Source organism: Sphaerimonospora mesophila (assembly GCF_001417795.1).
Classification (GTDB): Bacteria; Actinomycetota; Actinomycetes; order Streptosporangiales; family Streptosporangiaceae; genus Sphaerimonospora; species Sphaerimonospora mesophila.
The window spans coordinates 803,623-824,303 of record NZ_BCBX01000030.1 but is presented as its reverse complement, the minus strand read 5'-3'; the positions used below and the strand labels follow the sequence as shown (position 1 = coordinate 824,303).

17 protein-coding genes are annotated in these 20,681 nt (G+C 65.3%); 6 read left to right on the top strand and 11 right to left on the bottom strand.

Annotation, left to right across the window (positions count from 1 at the left end; translation table 11 throughout):
- Nucleotides 1-968 precede the first annotated feature (968 nt).
- Nucleotides 969-1,874: a DNA adenine methylase gene (locus tag AP234_RS03930; protein ID WP_055478079.1), complete on the top strand. Its 906-nt coding sequence runs from the start codon at nt 969-971 to the stop codon at nt 1,872-1,874.
- Here the strand turns inward: AP234_RS03930 and AP234_RS03925 are convergent.
- Both AP234_RS03925 and AP234_RS34595 read right to left on the bottom strand, forming a co-directional pair.
- Nucleotides 1,834-3,309 carry a hypothetical protein gene (locus tag AP234_RS03925; RefSeq protein WP_055478078.1) on the bottom strand — a complete coding sequence of 492 codons (1,476 nt, stop codon included), beginning with the start codon at nt 3,307-3,309 and terminating at the stop codon, nt 1,834-1,836. The two genes, AP234_RS03930 and AP234_RS03925, sit on opposite strands and share 41 nt — an antisense overlap.
- 559 nt (nt 3,310-3,868) lie before the next feature.
- Nucleotides 3,869-4,279: a hypothetical protein gene (locus tag AP234_RS34595; RefSeq protein ID WP_200926202.1), complete on the bottom strand. Its 411-nt coding sequence runs from the start codon at nt 4,277-4,279 to the stop codon at nt 3,869-3,871.
- An 88-nt stretch (nt 4,280-4,367) separates the two neighbouring features.
- Here AP234_RS34595 and AP234_RS39110 point away from each other — a divergent pair, with 88 nt between their 5' ends.
- Complete coding sequence (locus tag AP234_RS39110; protein ID WP_268778007.1) at nt 4,368-4,496, top strand: hypothetical protein; 129 nt, start codon at nt 4,368-4,370, stop codon at nt 4,494-4,496.
- Between the two features lie 94 nt (nt 4,497-4,590).
- On the opposite strand, the gene AP234_RS34200 is transcribed toward AP234_RS39110, so the two are convergent.
- The 4 genes from AP234_RS34200 to AP234_RS39105 form a co-directional block, all read right to left on the bottom strand.
- Entirely contained in the window at nt 4,591-5,655 is a 1,065-nt protein-coding gene (locus AP234_RS34200) for a restriction endonuclease (protein ID WP_083501741.1), read from the bottom strand.
- A 2-nt stretch (nt 5,656-5,657) separates the two neighbouring features.
- Nucleotides 5,658-6,740: an endonuclease NucS domain-containing protein gene (locus tag AP234_RS34195; RefSeq protein ID WP_152990218.1), complete on the bottom strand. Its 1,083-nt coding sequence runs from the start codon at nt 6,738-6,740 to the stop codon at nt 5,658-5,660.
- Nucleotides 6,741-7,259: 519 nt separating this feature from the next.
- Nucleotides 7,260-8,633 (bottom strand): IS1380 family transposase, encoded by a 1,374-nt coding sequence (locus tag AP234_RS03910; RefSeq protein ID WP_268778006.1) that lies wholly within the window; start codon nt 8,631-8,633, stop codon nt 7,260-7,262.
- Nucleotides 8,634-9,096: 463 nt separating this feature from the next.
- Nucleotides 9,097-10,941, bottom strand: a complete 1,845-nt coding sequence (locus AP234_RS39105; protein WP_083501740.1) for a vWA domain-containing protein — start codon at nt 10,939-10,941, stop codon at nt 9,097-9,099.
- A gap of 691 nt (nt 10,942-11,632) precedes the next feature.
- Between AP234_RS39105 and AP234_RS03900 the strand changes: the two genes are divergently transcribed.
- The gene (locus tag AP234_RS03900; RefSeq protein WP_055478075.1) at nt 11,633-12,061 is read left to right on the top strand and encodes a PaaI family thioesterase; all 429 of its coding nucleotides are present in this window, start codon (nt 11,633-11,635) and stop codon (nt 12,059-12,061) included.
- Between the two features lie 99 nt (nt 12,062-12,160).
- Here AP234_RS03900 and AP234_RS03895 read toward each other — a convergent pair whose 3' ends face one another.
- From AP234_RS03895 to AP234_RS35885, 5 genes are all read right to left on the bottom strand, one after another.
- Nucleotides 12,161-12,718 carry a GNAT family N-acetyltransferase gene (locus AP234_RS03895; RefSeq protein WP_235557938.1) on the bottom strand — a complete coding sequence of 186 codons (558 nt, stop codon included), beginning with the start codon at nt 12,716-12,718 and terminating at the stop codon, nt 12,161-12,163.
- Between the two features lie 34 nt (nt 12,719-12,752).
- The gene (locus AP234_RS37770) at nt 12,753-13,217 is read right to left on the bottom strand and encodes a hypothetical protein (protein ID WP_063842747.1); all 465 of its coding nucleotides are present in this window, start codon (nt 13,215-13,217) and stop codon (nt 12,753-12,755) included.
- A gap of 233 nt (nt 13,218-13,450) precedes the next feature.
- Nucleotides 13,451-14,968: a hypothetical protein gene (locus AP234_RS03885; protein ID WP_055478074.1), complete on the bottom strand. Its 1,518-nt coding sequence runs from the start codon at nt 14,966-14,968 to the stop codon at nt 13,451-13,453.
- A 10-nt stretch (nt 14,969-14,978) separates the two neighbouring features.
- Nucleotides 14,979-17,684 carry a hypothetical protein gene (locus AP234_RS03880; protein ID WP_055478248.1) on the bottom strand — a complete coding sequence of 902 codons (2,706 nt, stop codon included), beginning with the start codon at nt 17,682-17,684 and terminating at the stop codon, nt 14,979-14,981.
- 290 nt (nt 17,685-17,974) lie between these two features.
- On the bottom strand, nt 17,975-18,301 hold the full coding sequence (locus AP234_RS35885) for a hypothetical protein (protein ID WP_152990217.1): 327 nt from the start codon (nt 18,299-18,301) through the stop codon (nt 17,975-17,977).
- 299 nt (nt 18,302-18,600) lie between these two features.
- Here AP234_RS35885 and AP234_RS03875 point away from each other — a divergent pair, with 299 nt between their 5' ends.
- The 3 genes from AP234_RS03875 to AP234_RS03870 are packed head-to-tail and all read left to right on the top strand — an operon-like array spanning nt 18,601 to nt 20,647.
- Nucleotides 18,601-19,083 (top strand): nuclear transport factor 2 family protein, encoded by a 483-nt coding sequence (locus AP234_RS03875; RefSeq protein WP_083501738.1) that lies wholly within the window; start codon nt 18,601-18,603, stop codon nt 19,081-19,083.
- A complete protein-coding gene (locus AP234_RS35880) occupies nt 19,083-19,244 on the top strand; it encodes a DUF1028 domain-containing protein (RefSeq protein ID WP_152990216.1) in 162 nt (53 codons plus the stop codon). Before AP234_RS03875 ends, AP234_RS35880 begins: the two co-directional genes overlap by 1 nt.
- The gene (locus AP234_RS03870; RefSeq protein WP_055478072.1) at nt 19,241-20,647 is read left to right on the top strand and encodes an amidase family protein; all 1,407 of its coding nucleotides are present in this window, start codon (nt 19,241-19,243) and stop codon (nt 20,645-20,647) included. The genes AP234_RS35880 and AP234_RS03870 overlap by 4 nt, the downstream gene beginning before the upstream one ends.
- Nucleotides 20,648-20,681: the final 34 nt, after the last annotated feature.

Below are 20,681 nucleotides of genomic sequence, written 5' to 3'. Positions count from 1 at the left end.
CCGGGTGTGTTGCCATACGAGGGACAAGGGGCCGAAGAGTTCAGTAGCTACCCGACTCTGCGAACAATATGTGAGGTTCTTGATTCCGTGCGAACGCGTCTATACCCGAATGCAATTATTCCTGTTGCGCTAGCGCACAATGCCGCTGCTCTTCCGCTCGGAGTGGGGCATTCAGTGCTGCGTGCCATGGCGCAGCAGGGCGTGGGCCTTCCCGAAAATACGCAAATCCGATACCGGTCGCCTTTCCGTTAGAAAGTTGGGCTCTGTCACCGCGGGTGCCGCGGGCAGGGTTCTCGTCTTCACCGAACGCCCGCGGGCATTGTGCGACGGCCAACCGGGCGGGCATTCTGCTCTCAGGACACGATCCTGGCTGACCATGTGCACGCGCTCCCCGGCCATCGAGATGAGAGACACTCTAGGCGAGCAAAGAGCCCCGCGGCCAGCGCCAAGACTAGGGTGACGTGGACCCGCCCGCCAAGGAGATGAGCCGTAGGCGGTGCGGGTGGGAGGCGCTTCTCTCCTCCTCGGTCACCTCGAAGGGATGCCGGTCCGGCCGCCCAAGGTCAAGCCGCCCACAGGCAGAGCAACCATCGGACGAGGAAGGTCACCAGGCACGACGGCTTGACCCAGGCGTCCGGCCAGGGCATTGCTGCGCCCGCCCGACGAGGAGATGACCAGGAGTGACGCTTACGTCACGAATGCCTTAACAAACCTGCCTGAAGCTATGGCCAGAGGATTACCATGCGGTGCTGTAACGGATATAGTCGTTACATGGATGATGTCGTCAGTCTAAGCGATGGAGACTTGGTCAAGCTAGGCCGCGCGGTGTATGCAGAGCGTATGAAAAGGCGTGGTGCCCTGAAGAAGTGCCGCAACTGCCAAGAGTTGTTCGCCGGGCGCCGCGACGCGAGGTTCTGTTCGGCACGGTGTCGCGTGGCGGCACACAGGGCGAGCAGGATGGAGGCAGCGTGACAGAGCCCCTCCGGATCGTTGCCTCAAGGAGGTACGGGACCTTATCGCCGCTGCGCTATCCCGGGGGAAAAGCGGCACTAGCCGGCTTGTTCGCGGACATAATTGGTGATCTAGGCCTGCAAACGCCCCGGTACGTGGAACCTTACGCAGGCGGCGCAGGCGCAGGAATCGCTCTGCTCAGGCAAGGGATCGTTGACCACCTAGTCATCAACGACATTGATCCAGCCGTGTACGCTTTCTGGCGTGCTGTGGTTGAGCACAATAAAAAGTTCGTGGAAATGGTTCATACGGTGCCGCTGACGGTTGCCGAATGGACACGCCAGCGCGAGATATATCGAACGGGCGACGACGACATACTAAAGCTTGGTTTTTCGTTCTTCTATCTAAATCGCACAAATCGCTCCGGCGTTTTGAATGCCGGAGTTATCGGCGGCCAAGACCAATCGGGAAACTATAAAATCGATGCCCGATTCAATCGCGACACTCTAGCCGAGCGCCTCGAATCAATCGGAGAACTTGCCAACCAAATTACGGTAACCAACCTAGATGGCCGTACCGTCATTCAGAATCACACTACCGACGAATCAACCTTCCTGTACATCGATCCGCCCTATGTTCGTGCTGGCTCTCACATGTATCTTAACGCGTTCGATGGACGCGACCATAAGGCGCTTTCTGAGGAGGTCAAGGCTATCCAGCAAGCGCATTGGATCATGACTTACGACGTTGCACCGCTTATTGAGAGACTTTATGGAACACACTTTCAATCCCGCCTTGAGCTGAGCTACTCCGCACGATACCCCGGCAAGGCAGAAGAGCTCCTCATAGCCTCGCCGATGGTTGCGGCGGCGATATCGCGCATCATGGGGTTGACTGTCCCAGCGGCCTCAGTAGATGCCTGATCAAGGGGTTCACGAGCTGCCATGCGGTCCGCACGTCGTTGGGTAGAACGACAGCATCAGCACTGTGGGATACGACGTTGAACCACTGAATAGAGCCCGGCGTTTGCCCATTTCCCGAGCTGATAGTGTTGATCGAACTTTTTAGGGCTTTGATGTTCCCATAATCCTGGATGACGCGGGGGAAGATTCGAGATAGTTCTCCCGTCACGGGAGAAGCCGTCGACTCAAAGTGGAACTTGATCGTGCCTTCCAGGACGGACCGCAGCAGCATAGCTGTGGCTGCTGGGAACTGAACTACATTGATGGCGCGTAGCTCAATATATCTGGTCTTGAGATTAACCCCAGCACCGGAGTAGTCGACGCCGGACAGATCCAGAGTGGTCTTCGTGTTGGGATGGTTAGGACCACGTGGTGTACGGGCCGGGTTCGACGTACCGCCAGGGCCCGGACCACCAGGGCTACCTCCAGTCCTGCTCCTGACTCCAGGCCGCGGAGGGGGAGTTGGAGAAGGTGAGGTACCCCCAGACGCGGTGGGAGCAGCCATGGGCTGACCAAAGCTCTCCAGTTTTGTCAGAAGGATGTTATATTCGTCCGTATCCTTCTTGAATTCCTGTGATCGCGTATTCAGCTTGTTTGCCCGAAATTGGTTCAGCAAATATTCGACTGCCGCAAGCTGATGCGGAGGTAGCGCACTAGCAATTTGTTCGGGCGTAAAAGTCCGAGGAAGCAGGTGCCCGTCGCGGTCAAACTCGATCCCTATAGCTGCGGCCAGGCTCTTGTGCCGGTAGGCATACTCGAACGCCGACATCTTCAAATCATCACCAGCCGCATAAGTGCGCAGACTGTGATCGTTGAAGTGTACGGCGGCCAGAAACTTGCGTGTAACGGCCATCCTGATAAATCGCACGACCTCGACGTCGGGGTACTGTGCCTTGACATCATCGACGGTGGTATCCGTGTCAAGGAGCGAGTAATAGAACGTGGCCTGCTGGTCACGACTCCAACGTCGCTTAGAGAGGCCCGTATGAAGCCGTGCGATATGAGGTGCCGCGGTCTCCCGGTCAGGAACCACGATAACCCGGATAGCCGTCGGCAAGCTTTGCGCCTCGACTTGGTATCGCCGGAGCAGTGCCCGCACCTCGTTTTCGTACGCAGGAACAAGAGACGGGTCACGAAGTGCTTTTAAGGCGCTGACGCGCCGGTTTCCTTCAAGGACCACGTAACCCGACGAGACCGCCATAACGATCGGCACCTCGTTGTCGAAGTATCCTTCACGTAGGATAAGGCGCGCTGCGCCCATGACATCTTCGGAAGCGAAAAGGTATTTGAGTGCAGCGGCTTCATTCGGGCTCCGAGTCGGAACTCGGTAGTTGTCGAGGTCTAAAAATAGGTCGTCAACGTCTGCCTCGATGATCGGATACGGACTGTAAGCCATGACTCTTCTTTCTCATCGCCAAGTAGCCACGTCAAGCCGGCCAAGGAAACCGGGGTAGCGGTATTCTGCCAAGCAATGGCAATCCGAATGCTGGGGAAGGGGGCCGGCTTGAGTGCGAACAAACCGCTCATGCCTCCAGGAACGCCTCTACATCCGGCAATTGTCACTATAGCCTCAAGCCCCCGACTGGGCGACGGATTATCGGATCGTTCCCGTTTGGCGGCTCATGTTCCTATCGCACCGAAAGGTGATGTTATATCCCAAATTGTGGTAGTTCTGCTGCCTGTGCTGAGGTTGCTACCGTACACAGCACGGCATACAGCAGCGCCCACGAACACCCCGCCACCCTGGTCCTGCATCTACCGCTCAGAGGGCGTCTCGCCATCTGCGAGAGGCTTGCTGCCCTCCGGGGGCTTGGCATCTGATGATGTGGTGACTCGTCTTGGCGAGCACGGGACATAAACGGATGATCTTGCATGTGCTGCGGGCTGGGCGAGGCGTTTCCCAGCTCGCATCAGGTGAGCCAGATGTACTGCCCGCGATCTCCTGATGCAGCTGTTCAATCAGGCTGCCGCGCGGCTTCCGGTCCTCGGGCCTGGCGGCCCTGCGGTCCGGGTCCACTTGGCGCCGGATGACGAGGGCAGGCCGTCGGACGTGGGTCTCGGGTGAGGTCCAGTCGATGAGCGGGACCGGGTTGGTTCGGTGTCCATCCCTCGCGGATTGTCTTCCGGATGCACTGCGCGACGAGGGAGGGGCGGATGCTCACCGATTGTCCGCCGAGCCAGTTGTCGGGTCTGGCGTAGGGGAGCGCGACGAGGAGGACGCTGGCCGGCTTCTCGGCGAGTTCGACGGCGAAGGTCATGGGGGTCCAGCCGTTCGCTTGGCAATAGGTGGGCTTGTGGCGGACGCGCCAGCGGTACGCCACATCGCTCACGGCGATGAGACGAGAGCCCTTCTTGGGAAGCGTCACCAGGCATCTCCTGATCATGGTCTGTTCCGTGACTGTTCCGTGGGAGCACCGAAACCAACGGCAACCGATGGAAGGTCCCGGAAAGCGTATGCCCTGGTCAGCGGCGAGATCCAGGAGTTATCGCAGGTCGCCCAGGAGTGCGGCGGAGAACACCCAGATCTACGAGGGCACCAACCAGATCCAGCGCATGGTCATGGCCCGCCAGCTGTTGAAGTAGTCGTTGACCTGCAGAAATCCCGCCTCCCATGTTGGGCAGGCGGGGTTCACTGCCGCGCGCTGACACCCCCGCTGCGGAGGTACAGACCTGAACGTCACGTCTCCGATGCAAGCATCCACACACGTTTTAATGGCAGGTCCGCCTGGATCTCCTCGGGCAGTTGATCGTAAACATGGCTGAGCTCCCGGAGAACATCATCGGAGGTCCAGAGTCGCACGTTGAAGAACTTTTGACGGAGTTCCCGATCTGCGTCACGAGTGACGCCATTCCAACTGACGACGAGGACCTGGTCGGCTCCTAAATGGCCGGCAACGCCCTGGACTTCACGAATAACACGGACGTCCACAGGTGCCTGTGTGAACTTTACCTGAATGCAGATTCGGGGGTGATCCATGCCAAGAGGGCCAGAGCCAGCCAACACGTCGCTCCTGCCGTCTTTACCGTTCGGGGCGATGAAGGTCGTCATACCTTTGGCTTGGAAGATAGCCGCTATTAGCTGCGAGAGCTTATGGCCTGGGAACCGTTCGCTGATCCGGTCGGTGATCTGATCACGCACCAACCTCTCCAGCTCGAACTCTGTGGCCTCGGTGTCGGTACCTGCCTCGCCTGCGGATTGAGTTTCTTCTCCAGCACCTGGGTCAGAAGCTCCGCTCGCCAATGCCAGGACACGCTTGTACGCGTCATTTCGAGTAAGTTCGCAGATAGTGAGAAGAGAGCCGAGCGAGTGCCTTAGATCCTGCCCGATCGCCGTTCGAGCGACTTCGGTGCGAAGCCATTTCACTGGCCGCGTATGACGGGCGTCTTCGGGGAGCTCGATCCGGTAGGCATAGTCGCCGGTCACTCGGCCGATGGCGATAGCGGGTTTGCTCTTGAGAGGGAGAACGACCAGATCACCCACTTGCATGCGATGTAACATCGTCCACAGCTGGCCAGTCCAGTTAGCCACTCGCTGCTTGGTAGCGTCTGGGTAGGTGCCAATCACTAGATCGCGTAGGGCGCTTCGGTCTTTATAGCTCGACAAGTCCTGGAGTTCAGGCCAGCCGAGCATGACCAACGCCTCATCGAGTGCGAGATTCTCGTGCTCGCCGCGTCGACCCGACCTAACCATCCATGCTTTGGGCATCATCGACCTCGTTGTTTCTTTCTTGAGCTCCAGCAACCCTAATTACTCAGTTCACCCCGAACGCTATCCGCAGGTACGTCACTGTCAGCCTGTTCGGCGATCTGACCGATACTCAGGCCCGACTCAATGTGCCACCATTTGCCGCCGTTGGCATAGGCAGGCCTGTCTCCCGTGACCTGTACCATGATCTCCTTAATCAATGTAGTGGGAGGGTACTGCTTGGAGTCGTAGGCCCATTTGAGGGGACGAGTGGAATCCGCAACCCATGTTGCTCTGCCACGTCGGGGATCTTCCTCAACCCAGCTCCTGATGTCTTCGAGAGCTGAAGAAAACTCCGGAGCAGGTGGGTCAAGGCGCAGATACAACTCAGTCCCCGGCTCGATCAGCCTGCGCTCCACGATCCGACGGACAGCGCGAGTGTTGCGACTGCCCTCTGTGGCACGGGCGGCAGCCTTGACCTTGTCCTCACGCATCGGCTGAACGACGAAGTCCTCGATGCCGGGTACCGGATACAACGTGGTCGCCGTGAGTACTGGCGATGCGCCAGTCACCCATGCCTGGACCTGGAGCAGCTTGGCCTCAATGCCCATCTCATTCAGCCAGACGACCGCTGAGAGCACCTGGGGAGGAAACTGCCGGGCTACGACGATGATGCGGGGCTGCCGAAGAATCTGCGGGTTGAGTTCCTCGCCCCCACAATGCTCTCGAAGGCGGCGGAGAGCCTCATCGTCTGTCAGCGGTTCAATGCCATGTGTCATGAATTTCGCTAGTATCCTGGCAAGATCTTGCTCTGTCAGTCGCGACACCATTGCCGCGTACGTGAGCGCTTGGAGATGCACATCCGTCGGCGCATCGTCTCGCTTAAGTTCGATGACGACCAGTCGACCCCCTGGGTCAAGCGCGAGGATGTCGAGCCGGTCCCTGACGGGCGCGCCATCCGCAGACGCCCACCGATCATATTCCTCGGTGAGGACGAGCAACCCCTCTTCCACCAACTCAGGATGTGTAATGATCCATTGCTGTAGATTTTTGCGCTCGGTGTAGTTGAGCTCGTGCAGCGAAACTGCCTTCGCAGGCGTCGGGCCCGAGCTTCCGAGTGCGAGCACATATGTCCCGGCCATGCTGCCTCACCTCATGGATCATGAGTAGGAACAGAGACGTGGCCGCAGCTCCGAATCTGGCAAGGAGCTCGACCTGGTGGAAGATAAATGGACGTCGGTGCATAGTCACATACCAGGCCGAACAGATGTTGACTTGAGTGCCATGCCCCCAGCGCTTGCGGCCCGCCCTACGCCCATCGCCTCCAGACGGAGGATAAACGAGCAGTAAGGCGAATGTGAGGGAATGGACCAATCAGGCCGCTCGGTTTCATGCGCCGGGGACGTGCCCGCCCCTGACGGCTGCGGTGATCCTGGTGATCAGTGGGAGATCAAGATCAGCGGCAACTGACGGAGGGTCCCGGCAAGCGTAGGCCTTAGCCTCGATCTTTCGTGCCGGTCCGGTGGCTGGCTGAGTGGTTCGGCTGGAGTGTGATTTTGGGGTCCTGGTCAGCGTGGTGGCCCGGCTGTCGCGCCGGGTGGGCGGGGTTCCACGGGCCCACGGGGGTGTCCTTCCTGGTCGTCGGGGCGGGTTGGTGCTGGTCAGGTCGGTGCCGGGAGCGCCTGGAGCCGGGTGATGGCGGCGACCAGTTGGCCGGCCCAGGGCCAGGATGCGGCGATGCCTAGGCGGAGACGCCGTCCGCCGCGGACCAGGCGGGCGGCGACGGCGAACAGGCGCAGCCGTAGCCGTTTCGGTTCATACCGGCGGGCCGGTCCGTCGAGGGCGAGCATCTGCATCCAGGTGATGAGCTCGCAGGCCAGCGCGACGATCTCCGTCCAGATCTGGTTCTGGGTGAAGTCGTGCAGCGGCAGGTTGCGCAGCCCGGTGTCCTTGGTGGCGCGGATGCGGTCTTCGCAGCGGGCGCGGCGGCGGTGGCGTAGTTCCAGGTCGGTGAGCTGGCCCCGCGTGGTGTTGGTGACGAAGCAGGTGAAGCGGTGCCCGTCGATATCGGTGAAGCGCAACTGGGCGCCCGGGTGCGGGCGCTCCTTGCGCACGATCAGGCGCATGCCTTTCGGCCAGCCGTCCAAGGTGACCAGGCTGGTGAGCTCGGCCACCCAGGCACCGGGGCGTACCTTGCCCTCGGCGTCGTAGGCGGGTGTCCACGCCTGTTCGGGCAAGACCCCGATCGCGGCCTGGACCTCGTCGGTGAGGGTGAACCCGATCGAGTACGACAGCCGCCGCCCGGGCCGGGTCAGCCAGGTGAGGAACTCGTGGGTGCCGCCGCCGGAGTCGGTGCGGATCAGCACCTGGCGGCGGTGGTGCTTGGGGAGCTGGGCCAGCGCCAGGCGGGTCGCGGTGATGTGGTCGGCGGCAGTGTTGGACCCGGCGTTGCCGGGCCGCAGCACGATCGCCAGCGGTTCCCCGCCACCTGCGGGGCCGTGGTCGGCGAAGACCGTCATCGGGTGGAACCCGAAGGTCTTCTTCCAGGTCGGCGCGGCCTGTTGCTTGTCGGAGTGGGCGATGACGATGGTTGCGTCGATGTCGATGGGGATCAGTTCACCGTCCGCGCCGGGGGCGTGGGTGCCGGCCGGCGTCCAGGCCCGCTGCCTGGCGGCGGTCCGGGCCACGCGGATCGCCTTCAACGCGCGGACGGGGTCGGCGGCCAGGCGGTCGATCGGCCGGGACACGGTCGGGTCGGAGGCGATCGGGCCGAACACCTCGGGCTGGGCGCGGAGCATCGCGATGTCGGCCAGGCAGTCCCCGCCCAGCGCCAAAGTGAGGGCCAGATCGGCGATGACCTTGCCGGGGTCGTGCACGGCCCGGGACGGACGCCACCGCTCCAACTGCGCTGACAGCGCCGCATCCAGCCCGGTGGCCCGCAACGTCTCCAGCAACAGCAGCCCACCGGTCTGCGAGACGAGTCCCGAGCCGTCAGCGGACACCATGATCTTGCGCCGGGAGACGATAGGCTTCACTCGGAAAGTGCCTTCTGAACTGGTGCGGACAGGACTCTAGACAAGCCCCATCCTCCCAGCTCAAAGGCGCTTTTCTCATATAAACGATCAAGCCCACTCAAATTCGCCGCGAAAGCCCGAGGCTAGCGATAACCGCCCCGTGTCCCTTTTGACTTGACACATAGCGCATCCAGTACCTCGGCCAGGTCGGACCGCGGATCGCGGATGGTGACGTGCTCCAGGTGGAGGGAGAGCACGTCGATCGGGGATGATGGCATGCGAACGCGACCCCTGTTCTTGATCGACTACCTAGGCGCCGACGATCATGAGGGGTCGCATTTGTCATCTCCACCCATCTCACCAGCCGAGAACGCTCGAGCCCTGGTCGCGCTGCTGAAGGGGCAAAGCGTGAAGCCCGGTTGAGGCCGGGCGGAGCCACGGGGTTCCGCCCGGCCTCGGGGTTGATCGGTTCAGGTGGATCGGGTCATGGGCAGTTGCCGATATCGCTTTCGGCGGAGGCCAGGACGACGTTGGTCTTGGCCAGGCCGAGGGCGTTGACCGTGACGTGGACGGCGTTGACGGTCAGGCCCTTGTCGGGGGTCGTGAACGGGATCTGCTCGTTGAGGACGAGCTTGACGACGCCCACGTTGACCGTTGTGTTGGGCTGGATCTTGGTGGGTTCTGCGATGACCACCGTGTTGCCGACCTTGAGGAAGGCGATCGTGGTGGCCCCGGTCGAGCCGGCGCAGGTGGTGGTGGAGCTGGAGTTGATGGTCTTTACGCTGATCACCGGGATGCCGGTGATCCCGATGGTGGTGTCGTCGATGGAGGCGGTGGCCACGGATTTGCCGGGGAACTCCGTGGTGGCGACCTTGGCGCACAGGGCGTGCGCGCTGATCAGTCCGCTGAGGGTGGCGGTGCAGGGCACCGAGGTGGCACCGGTCGAGGTCGTGGAGATGTCGCCGGTGTCGGGGGTGGGTGCGATGTCGACCAGTTGGATGCCGGCCAGGGAGGCGTCGGCGGTGAGGCCGTAGGCCCGTCCGGTCAGCCGCTGCGGCGTGACGGTGACCTGTTCGGCGCTGCACGGCGAGGTGACGGCGTTGTTGTGGGCGTCACCACTGTAGGTGGCGGACCACCGGTAGGTGCCGGCCGCGCCGATGGTCACATCGCCGGATGCGGCGGTGCCGCTGTCCGTCACCGTCCCGGTACGCGTCGCGATGGGCGTCGCACAGTCGGTGTCACCGGGCTCGAACAGCTCGAACTTGACGGTGCCCGTCGGGTGATACCCGTCGGACAGGGTCGCCGTGTCAGAGACGTTCCCGCCCGCGGGTACCGAGCCCGATGGCGTCGTGGCGATCGATGGGGTCGCCTTTGGGACGTGTTCGCTGATCGTTTCAGTGAAGCCCGGCGACAGGACGCCGTTGAGCAGGAAGTCCACCTTGCAGGTGAGGGTGCTTCCCGGTACGGCTTCGGCGCCGACGGAGACGGTCTCGGTGAAGGTGGCGTCATCGCCGCTGGTCACCGTCCGGCTGCCCGGAGTCAGGGACACCGACAGGTTCGGGTCGCAGTCGCGCAGTTTGTGGGTGACCGCCACCGGCATGTTGTGCAGGGCCGCCAGGATGGTGTCGCTGACCTCCGAGGAGTCGATGCCGGAGAACAGCCGTCCACCCGTGGCGTCGGTGATCGAGGTTGCCTGCCCGGTCGAGTCCAGCCCGGACAGGTCGAACGCGAGCACGGTGACGTCGGCCGCCTGCAGTGCGCTGATCGCATCGGCGAGCGTATGGCCGTTGCTGGGGTCATGGCTGGGCGCGTCCCCGATCAGCAACACCATCCGAGAGCTGTTCGGCCGGAAGTCGACCGCCCCGGACGCGACCTGGAACAGACCGTTGATGCCGTCCTCGGGGAAGTCTCCGCCGCCCGATGCGACCAGCGAGTTGAGACCGTTGGTGACGTCGGTCTGGTCGGCGGTGAGGTTCTGCGCCACCCGGAAGGACGTCGCGTCCGACATGTCCCGGTACTCGGCAACCGCGAATTGCGCGTCCGGCTGCGCCGAGGCGACGTTGGACAGGATGGTGTTCGCGTTGGTCTGCACGTTCGAGATGACCCCGCCCATGCTCCCTGTTGTGTCGATCAGGAATGTGATATCCGGCTTGGGCGGGATCGCCGGAGTGGACACGGTCTTGGCGATCGTCGTAGATCCACCCGGGGCCAGGTCCAGCGTCACCTCCGCCGGGGTCACCCCGGGAGCGGCGTATGCCGTCCCTGCCCCGGCCACCAGCATTGCACCGGCCACCACCACGTACATGGCGGCCCGTAATCTTCGCGTCATTCTCACGGTGTCATTCCTTCTGGTACGGCGTTATGCCATAACGAATTCGGGATCCGGCCGTGCAGAATTTCTGTGGTTAAGCCACCCGAGAAGCCGCCTCCTCACATGTTGGCGCGGGCCGATACCAAATCGCATTGGCTGTCAACCCCGGTGACCTTTTCAGCGCCGGCTGCTGATCAACGAGGCGGGGTGTGGCCACGGACATATGTTGACTGGTCAGTGAATAGATGTAAATAGGATGCTTACAGAAAGTTCCAGTCTGGCCGCAGTCGGCCACGTCTCGCCGGTGAGAGGCGTCCACGAGAAGCGATCTTTGTCGAGATCTTTTCGGCTACGTCAGATGAAATGAGTGATCCACGGTCTGCCTTGAAAAGGGCGGCCGTTTCCGGTCCTCCGGACCGTCTGAATCGTGGTCCCGGCTATCGGGTCGATCCGGACCACGATGCCGCCTTGCCTATGAGGTAACGGCTCCTCATGCGGATCGGCAGCGAGCAGAACATATCCGCGGGCACTGACAATGGGCATGCGTTCGACCGTTGGCCATATCCGCATCAACCGGACTCCGTGGGCCTCTGAGCGATCACTGTTCCGTCCGGAGACACCTCCGAAGGAGTGATCTTCGGAGCACGCCCTTCCGGCGATAGCCTCGAACGATGCCGATCGCACCGACAAGTGCTGAGGGAAAGGACACATGACCTCCACCGAGATCCTTGACATCGCCGCGGCCACCCAGGTGCTCGACTCTCAGCCCTTCAGCCGCGTCATCGGAGCCCGGCTGGTCGAGTTCGAGCCGGGCAGGGCAACGCTGGAGATCGACATACGCGACGATCTCCGCCAGCAGAACGGGTTCCTCCATGGGGGAGTGCTCGCGTACGCGGCGGACAACGCCCTCACGTTCGCGGCCGGAAGCGTGCTCGGCCCGGCCGTCCTGACCGGTGGATTCTCCGTCAACTACCTTCGCCCGGCGCGGGGTGGGACGTTGCGCGCGCAGGCGGTCGTCGTGCACGCCGGCCGGCGGCAGGCCGTGGCCCGCTGCGATCTGTACGCGGTCAGCCCCGAGGGAGAGAGCGTCCTGTGCGCGGTCGCCCAGGGGACCGTCATGACGACGCAGACCTCGTGACGAAAGATCGGCCGAGAGCGGGTGGATCCCCTGGGAGGGGAGCGCTTCATCCGCGTGGGGACCGCCACATTCGGACGGGGCTTGGAGCCGAAGCGCTCATCATGCGGATCCGCCAGGGGAACCTGCTGGCTGCAGGTCGAACTCGTCGCGCAGGATGGAGTAGAGGAGTTGGTCGTGCCAGCGCCCTCCGCGCCATTGGGCCCGCCGTACGACGCCCTCGAGCTGGAATCCGATCTTCTCCAGGCACCGGATCTCCGCCTTGTTCTCGGGATCGGTGGTCGCCTGGACGCGTTCCACCCGCGTGTGCGTGAACAGATAGCGAACGAGTTCCCGTTGGGCCGAGGTCCCGATGCCTCTGCCTCGTGACTCCGGCAGCAGGCCGATGGCGATCTCCCAGCACAGCGACGTGTCACGACGCCCCCAACGCCGCTCCAGCCACTCCACCCGTCCGGCGAGTTCGCCGCCCACCGTGACGGCGAGCATGTTGTCCGCTCCCGCCAGGAGCCCGCGAGTGCGCAGGGCCTCCCGCAGCGCCACAGTCGGAGTGAAGCCGAACCACTGGTGCCGGGTCGCACCGCTCTCACTCTGGAAGGCCAGATCGAAGGCGTCCAGATCGGCTTCGGTGACAGGCCGAAGTTCCAGACGATCGGACATCATTGTCGATTCTCCTCGGCTGTCGTGTCCGATGGTGTCAATCGGAAGGTGCCGGGTCGCTGCTCGGTCGGCCCCGACTCCAGATCTGAGTGCATCGAGGGAGGTCTTCGACGCCGCCGCCTTCAGGGATCATGCCCCAGAGGAAGGGGATCAGGTAGCGAGGCGGTTCGCCCAGGAGCACGGTCAGTTCGTCCTCTGTGACGTTGAGGGTGAATGCCGCGCCCGGTCGTGCTGAGTCCCATCCGTGTTCGACGGCCCGCCGGATGCATCCGTTGACGAGGATGGGACGGATCGCGATCGTCCGCTCTCCCAGCCAGTTGTCCGGCCGGGCGCAGGGGAGCGACACCACAAGGACGCTCCCCGGCTTGTCGGCTCGTTCAACGGCGAAGCCGAGCGGGCTCCAACTGTTGCCCTGGCTGTAGGTCGGCTTGTGGCGGACACGCCAGCGGAAGACGGTGCCGTCGACGGTGATGAGCCGCGAGCCCTTCTTCGGCATCGCCACGGCCGCCTCCAAGATCTGCTCTTGTTCCCTTGCCGTTCCGTGAGAGCATCGGAGTCAGCGAGAAATGGTGTGAGAACGTCTGTGAGCGTAACCGCCGTTCATCAATATGATCGAGCTGTTTTCGCCAGAAGCGCCTGTCGACTGCCGCAGCGGAGCCGCACTCGACGCGGCCGCCGGCCCCACCGGCTCGCCGAGCGTCCCGATGCCCGCGAGCGTCCTGATTCAGAACGGGCTCACTCCGCGCTCACGGCGACGTTCAACGTCGCACGGCTGAACGTGGCGAGGATCCGCTGGTGGGTCTGCCGGGGGAGGGACCGCGTCCCGGGTTCGCCGAGTGGTGTGCCCGGTCGGGCCGAAGCCTCACTCAGCAGGTCGTCGAGGCCGGCTCGGGCCACCATCAGGAGTCCGTGCGTGGCGCGGGTGCAGGTGACGGCGAGCCGGCCGAACGCCGAGTTGAACTCGTCGAGGTGGTCGGCTCCGGAGAGCGGGTGGACGGCGACGGTGATGGCGTTGGTCTGACCCTGCCAGGAGTCGACGGTCGAGGCGAGGAGCACGCCGTCGGGCAGGCCGTACTTGTCCGTCAGTCGCTCGACCAGGGCGGTCGCGTCGTCCACGGCCTGGTTGCGGGTGGCGAGAACGACGATCAGGGGGTCTCCCGAGGGCGCGGCTGAGCTGATTCGCACCTCGTCCTGAGGGCCGCCGACGCCGTCGTACCGCCGCCGCACCACCGTGAACTCGTTCTCCAGAAGCGGCGTCAGCAGGTCCTCGATCACCCCGAGGAGGGGCGGGTCGACGTCGGCCGCCTCGGGGTCGGCAAGGCCGTCGACTTCGAGCAATGTCGGGGTGCCGGTCGCGACGGACGCCCAGATCGCGCCGGCGGCCCCGGCCAGGGCCGGCAGCTCGACGGTACGGTCGCCCGGAGCGGCGACACAGTCCAGCCGGTCCCAGTCGCTGTAGAAAGCCCTCCAGAGGGGAAGCTGACTCGCCGTGGGGCGCCACACCGCGGGGAGGTCGACGGCGAAGGTTCTGTCGTCGTCTTCGTAGGCGGTAGGCCAGGCACGGTAGGGGTTGTAGCCGGGGTCGCCGCGCCACGGGTTCTGGCCGGGGTCGATCGGCGGCAGCTGGCCGACATCGCCCACGCCGACGGAGAGCGGGGCCAGCCCCTCGACCATCGCGTAGCGGTGCAGCGGCAACTGCCACGCCTCGTCGACGAACAGGACGTCGTACGGCACGTCGCCGTTGGCGGCGGGACCGAGATGATCGAGGAAGCGCTGCCCCTCACCCCACGCGCCCATCTTGTGCGAGGTCCCGAGGACCACCTCGCACGTCTGGGGAATGCCACCGGTGGAGGTGGCGACCGAGACGTGATCGAGCACGTCCTGCGGCACCTCAGGCAGCCGGTTCGCGGCCACGAACAGGCAGACCCGCGGAGCGTCCAGCCTTTTGCCCAGCTTCTTGCCCAGCTCGCCGGCGAGTGGGAACACCTGCTTGTTGGCGAAGGCGGTGACGCCGACGCGGGTGCAGTTCGGATGATTCAGGGCTGCCTCGACCATGCGCACGAGCGCGTAGGACTTCCCGGCGCCGGCGGCCGCACGCAGCAGGATCTTGTCGTAGTCCGCGTCACCGCTCAGTACGGCCGAGAGCGTGGCGATGGCGCGTCCAGCGGCCTCGATGTTCCCGCCGGCCGCGGCGTCGTGATGAATCGCGTCGTCGATCGACGCGGCCACAGGGGGTGAGAAGGTGATCGTCATTGCCGTTCACTCAGTCCAGGTCGTCGATGGTCAGCCGGTCCGGGGCGGGCGTGGGCGGAGGCAGCGGTTCCTCAGGCAGCCGCCCCTCGGCATCGGGCCCGACGTCGAACCGATCTTCGTCGACCAACGGCGGCCAGACCTCGGGGTTGAGCTCACCGCGGGCCCGGCGCTCCGCGAGCTCGTCCGACCACTCGGCCTCGGCGACGGCGTGGGGCCGGCAGCACCACCTGTGGCCTTCCGGGTCGGCGGCGTACGCGTCGGCGGTGCACGTGGCCTTGGGCGCGGACTGGTCGTCCAGGGACGGCCGCGCCACGGCGATCTCATGGCCGGATCGGAGTGGCTTGCCGAACCAGTCGGCGTCGGCCAGGACCAGTACGTCGCCGACGGCCAGGCCAGCAGGCATGACGGCCGGCTCCCAGCGGAGTCCTTCGGCGTCGTCGATCGAGGTGAGCGTGCCGACCGGCATCTGCCCGAATTTGAACGACCCTTTTTGGATCTTGATGGTCGTGCTCGGCTGCTCGACGAGACTGCGGCCGTTCCTGTGCAGCGCGGCGACCCGTGACCCGTTGACCAGGCGTCGTGACCGCACATCGAGGCGGACGGGGTCGAGATCGATCACCGTCGCGAGGGCAAGCTCGCGGATCCCGGCATCGGTCGCCCTGTCGTACGCGATCGAAGCATCGGCCAGGCAGGTGAGCTGGTCGAAGCATTTCCGGTCGGCGTCCAGCATGTCGACGTGGGAGTTGCGCCAGTTCCGGTGCGTACGAGAGAAGCGGACGAGGTCGGAGGCCTGTAGCGCGACCCGCCGGCCCCAGACCTCCTGCGCGTCGCCTTCCAGGACGCGGTGCACATCGCGCAGCCGCGAGATCGGCAACCTGTCGAGGACGGCCTGCGCCCTCTCGAGCACCCCGACGCGATAGTCGATCGCCGCCTCCACCAGCGCGTTGTAGGTCGCGGTGTCCCCGTCGTTCAGCGCCCGGTGGACGTCGTCGGAGACGGAGTTGGAGAGCCGAGCACCGGGGGTCTCCGGCTGCGCGGCGATGGTGTCGGAGACCTGGCGGTGGTCCAGCGGGTCGGCGGCCTCGGCCCAGGTGACCAGGTAGTCCAACCGGCCGGCGTCCACGGCCGGACCGCCGGGCGTCACATGTGAGGCGACCACGGCCCGCATGTCGACGACGGGCGAGCGCAGGCTCATGGCCCGGGCCCGGTCCTCCTCCAGCAGGAATCCGACCGCGAGCCGCTCGTCGGCGTGCAGCGGCTCCGGCACCGTGGCGGGCTCCCCGTCGAAGGTCAGGGCCGGGCGGCCGCTGTCGAGGTCGTGCTGCCAGCGCAGCCGGCTCAGCTCGATCCCGGCCAGGGAATCGGCGGCGGTGGCCAGCAGGTCGGCGGTCGGACGGTCCGGAACGACCAGGTGGACCGGCCCGAGACCGGCCCCCTGGATCTCGCGGATGGCGACGCCCAGCGTCCGCATCATCGCCCGGCGGGTGAGCGGCGAATGCGGGTCGGTGAAGACGCGCCGCACCCAGCGGGCCGGCCCGTCCGCCGCCACTTTCTGGACGGCCACGCCGTGCACGCCGAGAGCCGCGGCATCCGACTTCACGAGCACCAGGTTGATGGTGCCGGCCGACCCGCACGGGTCCGTACGGAGGCGTCCGGTCCATTGCGGGAGGCCGCTGACGGTGGCCCTGACCTGTGCGACGGTGCTCTGGGCCATGCCGCTCTGCGGCACGTGCCCGGCATCCCCAGTGGCGGACACGAGCCCGGCCAGAGCGGGTCGGCTGAAACGGTCGATTCCGATCTCGGCGAGCACGGCGAGCGGGTCGTCGTCGGCACGGAGCTCCTGCCGACAGTACGAGAAGAGATTGCAGGTCACGCAGCTGCGTGGGTCGAAGGCCGCCGTCAGATGAGCGATGTACGCCGACAGCTCCTCCTCACTCGGGGAAGAGCCGCCGAGCTTCGCCCTCGCCGCGAGCCGTTCGTCCGCTCTCATGCGGACCTCGACGCGATGGTCGTCCAGCAGCTCCACGACGGCCTCGGGCTGCAGGAAGGCGTTCCGCGGTACGGCCAGGGCGCCGTACCGGTGCACCCGCATGCCACTCGGCAGCCTGCTCCAGGCGGCGACGGACTCGGCGCCCAGGGCGACCTGCAGGAACCCTTTGAGCATCCGGCCGTCGTCGATGCGGGAGCGAATCCGCTCGTAGTCCTTCGCGTCGCCCATGACGAGCCAGGAGCCGATGCCGCCGCCGTCGCCGTTCTCGCGTGGGCAGACGACCGCGAAGTCCGGCTGAACGGCGGTCGCGTCGGAGACATCCTCCAGATTGAGGTACGGCACGGCGAGCGCCGTCAACATGGTGGCCTCGCCGGAGGAGGCCGCCTTGACGTGCGCCTGGGCGAGTTCGGCTGCCGTGACGGCGACATCGCCGTGACAGTCACGCCGTCGCACGGCCTGTGGGCGGGGGAGGCCGAGTTGTCCGACCGTCTTCGTGAGCAGCTCGGAGACGAAGCGTTCGGAGTGCACGAGGCTCTCGAAGGTCAACGCCCGCGTCCATCGGGCCTCGGGGATCCCGGCGGTGATGTCGGGATGGCCGACATGGGCGGCCAGCGCCTTACGGGTCCTGCCTGTGAGGAACGGATCCGTCAGCCGGAACCGCTCGCACCCGGCGTGCGCCGACGCCGCGACGGCGCTCGTGCCACCTCCTGACTGAAGTCCCCCCACGCCCACCGCTCCTCACGCTCTGTCGCCTTCGATAGGGAACTGTAGAGCGGGACATGGACACATGGGCCGTCATCGCTCTGAGGGACAGGTCTTCGACCGGGGAATCGAGGGCCGGGGCCGTACCGGACGCCGGTGCCGCCCCGGGCCTCCCCGATCCTCTGACTTCCCGACCGTCCGCCGTGTCGCTCCGGCAGGCCGCCATCACCGGCCATCGCCGACAGGACGTCCCGAGCCTCGGCGGCACCGATGCCAACTGGGAAACGTCGATTTTCGACGTTTCTCAGTTGCACTCAGTGGCGGCTGCGATCGCGGTTCCACCGGTTGGACGTCGTAATGGCCGTACACCGGAATCGTCGGGACCGGTCTGATTCCTTTCGCTTTCCGAACACGATCGGGACGCCGGCGGTCGGCATCACCCTGGATTCAAGACCGCAGTCGCGCATCGATTTCTCCGGACGCTCGGTGACCGGGCGGAGATCACCGCCTTCGGCGCTTACCGCAGGGTGGGCCGCGATTTCGGCGAGGGTCCGCTCGGCGACGGATTTTCCTTGATCAAGGCGCTCGGATGACGGGCGGCAGCGCGCCTGCCACAGATTGTTCTCGGGACGGTCCGGCATTCCGCCATCATGCGCCGCCCGGTCCGGCGGTCCCACCCGTGAACGGGCGTCGGCGGTCCGCGTCCAACGGCCGTGGCCGGCCACGGCCGCGCAGGCTCCTCTCTCCGGCTAACCCGCTCTGACCTGCTGATACGTCGAGATTGAGAGCACGCTCGGCCCCGCGGGAATCCCGGCGGCCGGCGCTCTGGAGGATGGGCGATGATCGCCGATTAGTAGCCACTCGGGCCGGAGTGGATATCGACCGCCGTTGGTTTCCTCGGTAGCTTCTAGCCAAGCCATCCGAGCAGGAAGAGAGCGCGATGGATATGAATACCGCGGACGCCGCTTCACCGGTTTCGACGTCGTTTGACGGCGGTACGGAGACCGATCGCGAACAGCTTCTGTTTCTCCACCATGAATACCTCAGAGCGAACGACGACCTCGATTATGAACGCCTCAAGAACGTCTGGGACGACAATCCGGAGAACCGGCACTACAACACCAACGGGCACACCTACGACGGCCTGCCCGACTGGGAGAACATCTGGAATTTCTATCGTCCCCAGTTCCGGCTGATCAGCCCGTACTCGCCCGGCCGGGTGCGAATCGTCGTACGCGGTGACATGGCCTGCATCACCGCCGACTACGTCAGCCGCCACAAGGAGTGGATCGGGCGGACCTCGGAGCACAATCCGAGCTACTATCGGGCCACCCAGGTGGCCGTACGGACCGAGGGCGAGTGGAAGGTGATCCACGCGCACTTCTCGGTCCAGGACACCGGCCCTCGTCCCGACCGCGTCTGATGACCTTCTCCATCGTGGCGCGCGACCCGGTCGCCGATCGCTTCGGCGCGGGCATCGCCACGGCACGTCCCCGCGTCGGAGGTCGGACGCTCGTGGCGCGACGCGGAACGGCGGCCACCGCCTGTCCGCACCCCTCGGCGGACGGGGGCGGCAGGGCATGACGACGGACTTCCACACCTGGACCGCGATCGAGACGGCGAAGAAGATCAAGGACAGGGCGGTGAGCCCGGTAGAGGTGATGGCGTCTCTGCTCGATCGGGCGGCTCTGCTGGACCCGGCCTATGCGTCGCTGCAGGCTCTGGACGCGGAGATGGCGATGGACGCGGCCCGGCGAGCCGAGGCCGAGATCACGTCGGGGGCGCCGATCGGGCCTCTGCATGGAGTGCCGGTCAGCGTGAAGGATCTGCTGGCGACCGCCGACCTGCCGACGCGGCGGGGCTCGAGGCTCGTCGCGCAGGACACCCGGCTTCCGGACGCCCCGAGCGTTCGCCTGCTGCGGAATTCGGGCGCCCTGGTGTTCGCGAAGACGACGACATCCGAGTTCGGCCACAAGGCGACGACGGACAGCCTGATCAGCGCGCCCACGTGTAACCCATGGGACAGGTCGAGGACCGCCGGAGGCTCGTCGGGGGGCGCCGGGGCCGCGGTGGCGCTGGGCCTCGGACCGCTGGCGGTGGCCACGGACGGGGGAGGCTCCATCCGGATTCCCGCCTCCTTCTGCGGGGTGCTGGGAGTCAAACCGACGTCCGGCACCGTTCCCACCTTTCCGCCCAGCCGGCTCGGGGTGCTGGGGCACATCGGCGTCCTGAGCCGCGATGTCAGGGACGCAGCCCTGGCCCTTGCCCTGCTGGACGGCCGCCATGAGGCCGATCCCGACGTCGAGTGGGAGCCGGAACCCCTCATCGCGGCCGAGCGCGGACGGGTCCGCGTCGGGGTCTACCGGACGGTGGACGGGACATCCGTCGACCCCGACGTCGACCAGGTGCTCTGTGAGTTCGTACGCGGCCTGGAATCGATCGGCCTGCCGGTCTTCGAGGTCCCGGTCGACCTTCCGGAGGCGGGGCCGATCTGGGACACCCTGTTCATGTCGGCCATGGCGGACGAACTGGCGATGTTCGACGGACGCGCGACGGATGGCGTGTCGTCGAGCCTGCTCGACGCGCTCAGAGCGTGGCGACGGACGCCGTCAGGAGCCGGAGAGGAGGCCGAGGTGCGCCGCGCGGTCCTGCGGCACACCGTGGCGGCCCTGTTCGGCCACGTCGAGATCCTGGTCGGCCCGACCCTGCCGGTCACGGCCTTCCCGCTCGGACAACGGGGGCCGGTGCGTGCCGACGGCCGGCGTGACGATCTCACGAGCTGGTGGAGGAACACCCAGCTGTGGAATCTGACCGGCATGCCCACGGTCTCGCTCCCCGCCGGCTTCGACCGTACGGGCCTGCCGGTCGGCATCCAGATCACCGCCAGAACCGGCCAAGATCATCTCATCCTCCGGGTGTGCCGGACCCTGGAGGCCGAGGGCCGGACCTCCCTGGGGGCGTTCCCCCGCGTGGCCCTCGCCGACTGACGCGCGAGACCTCACGAGTGCCACGGCGTTCGCG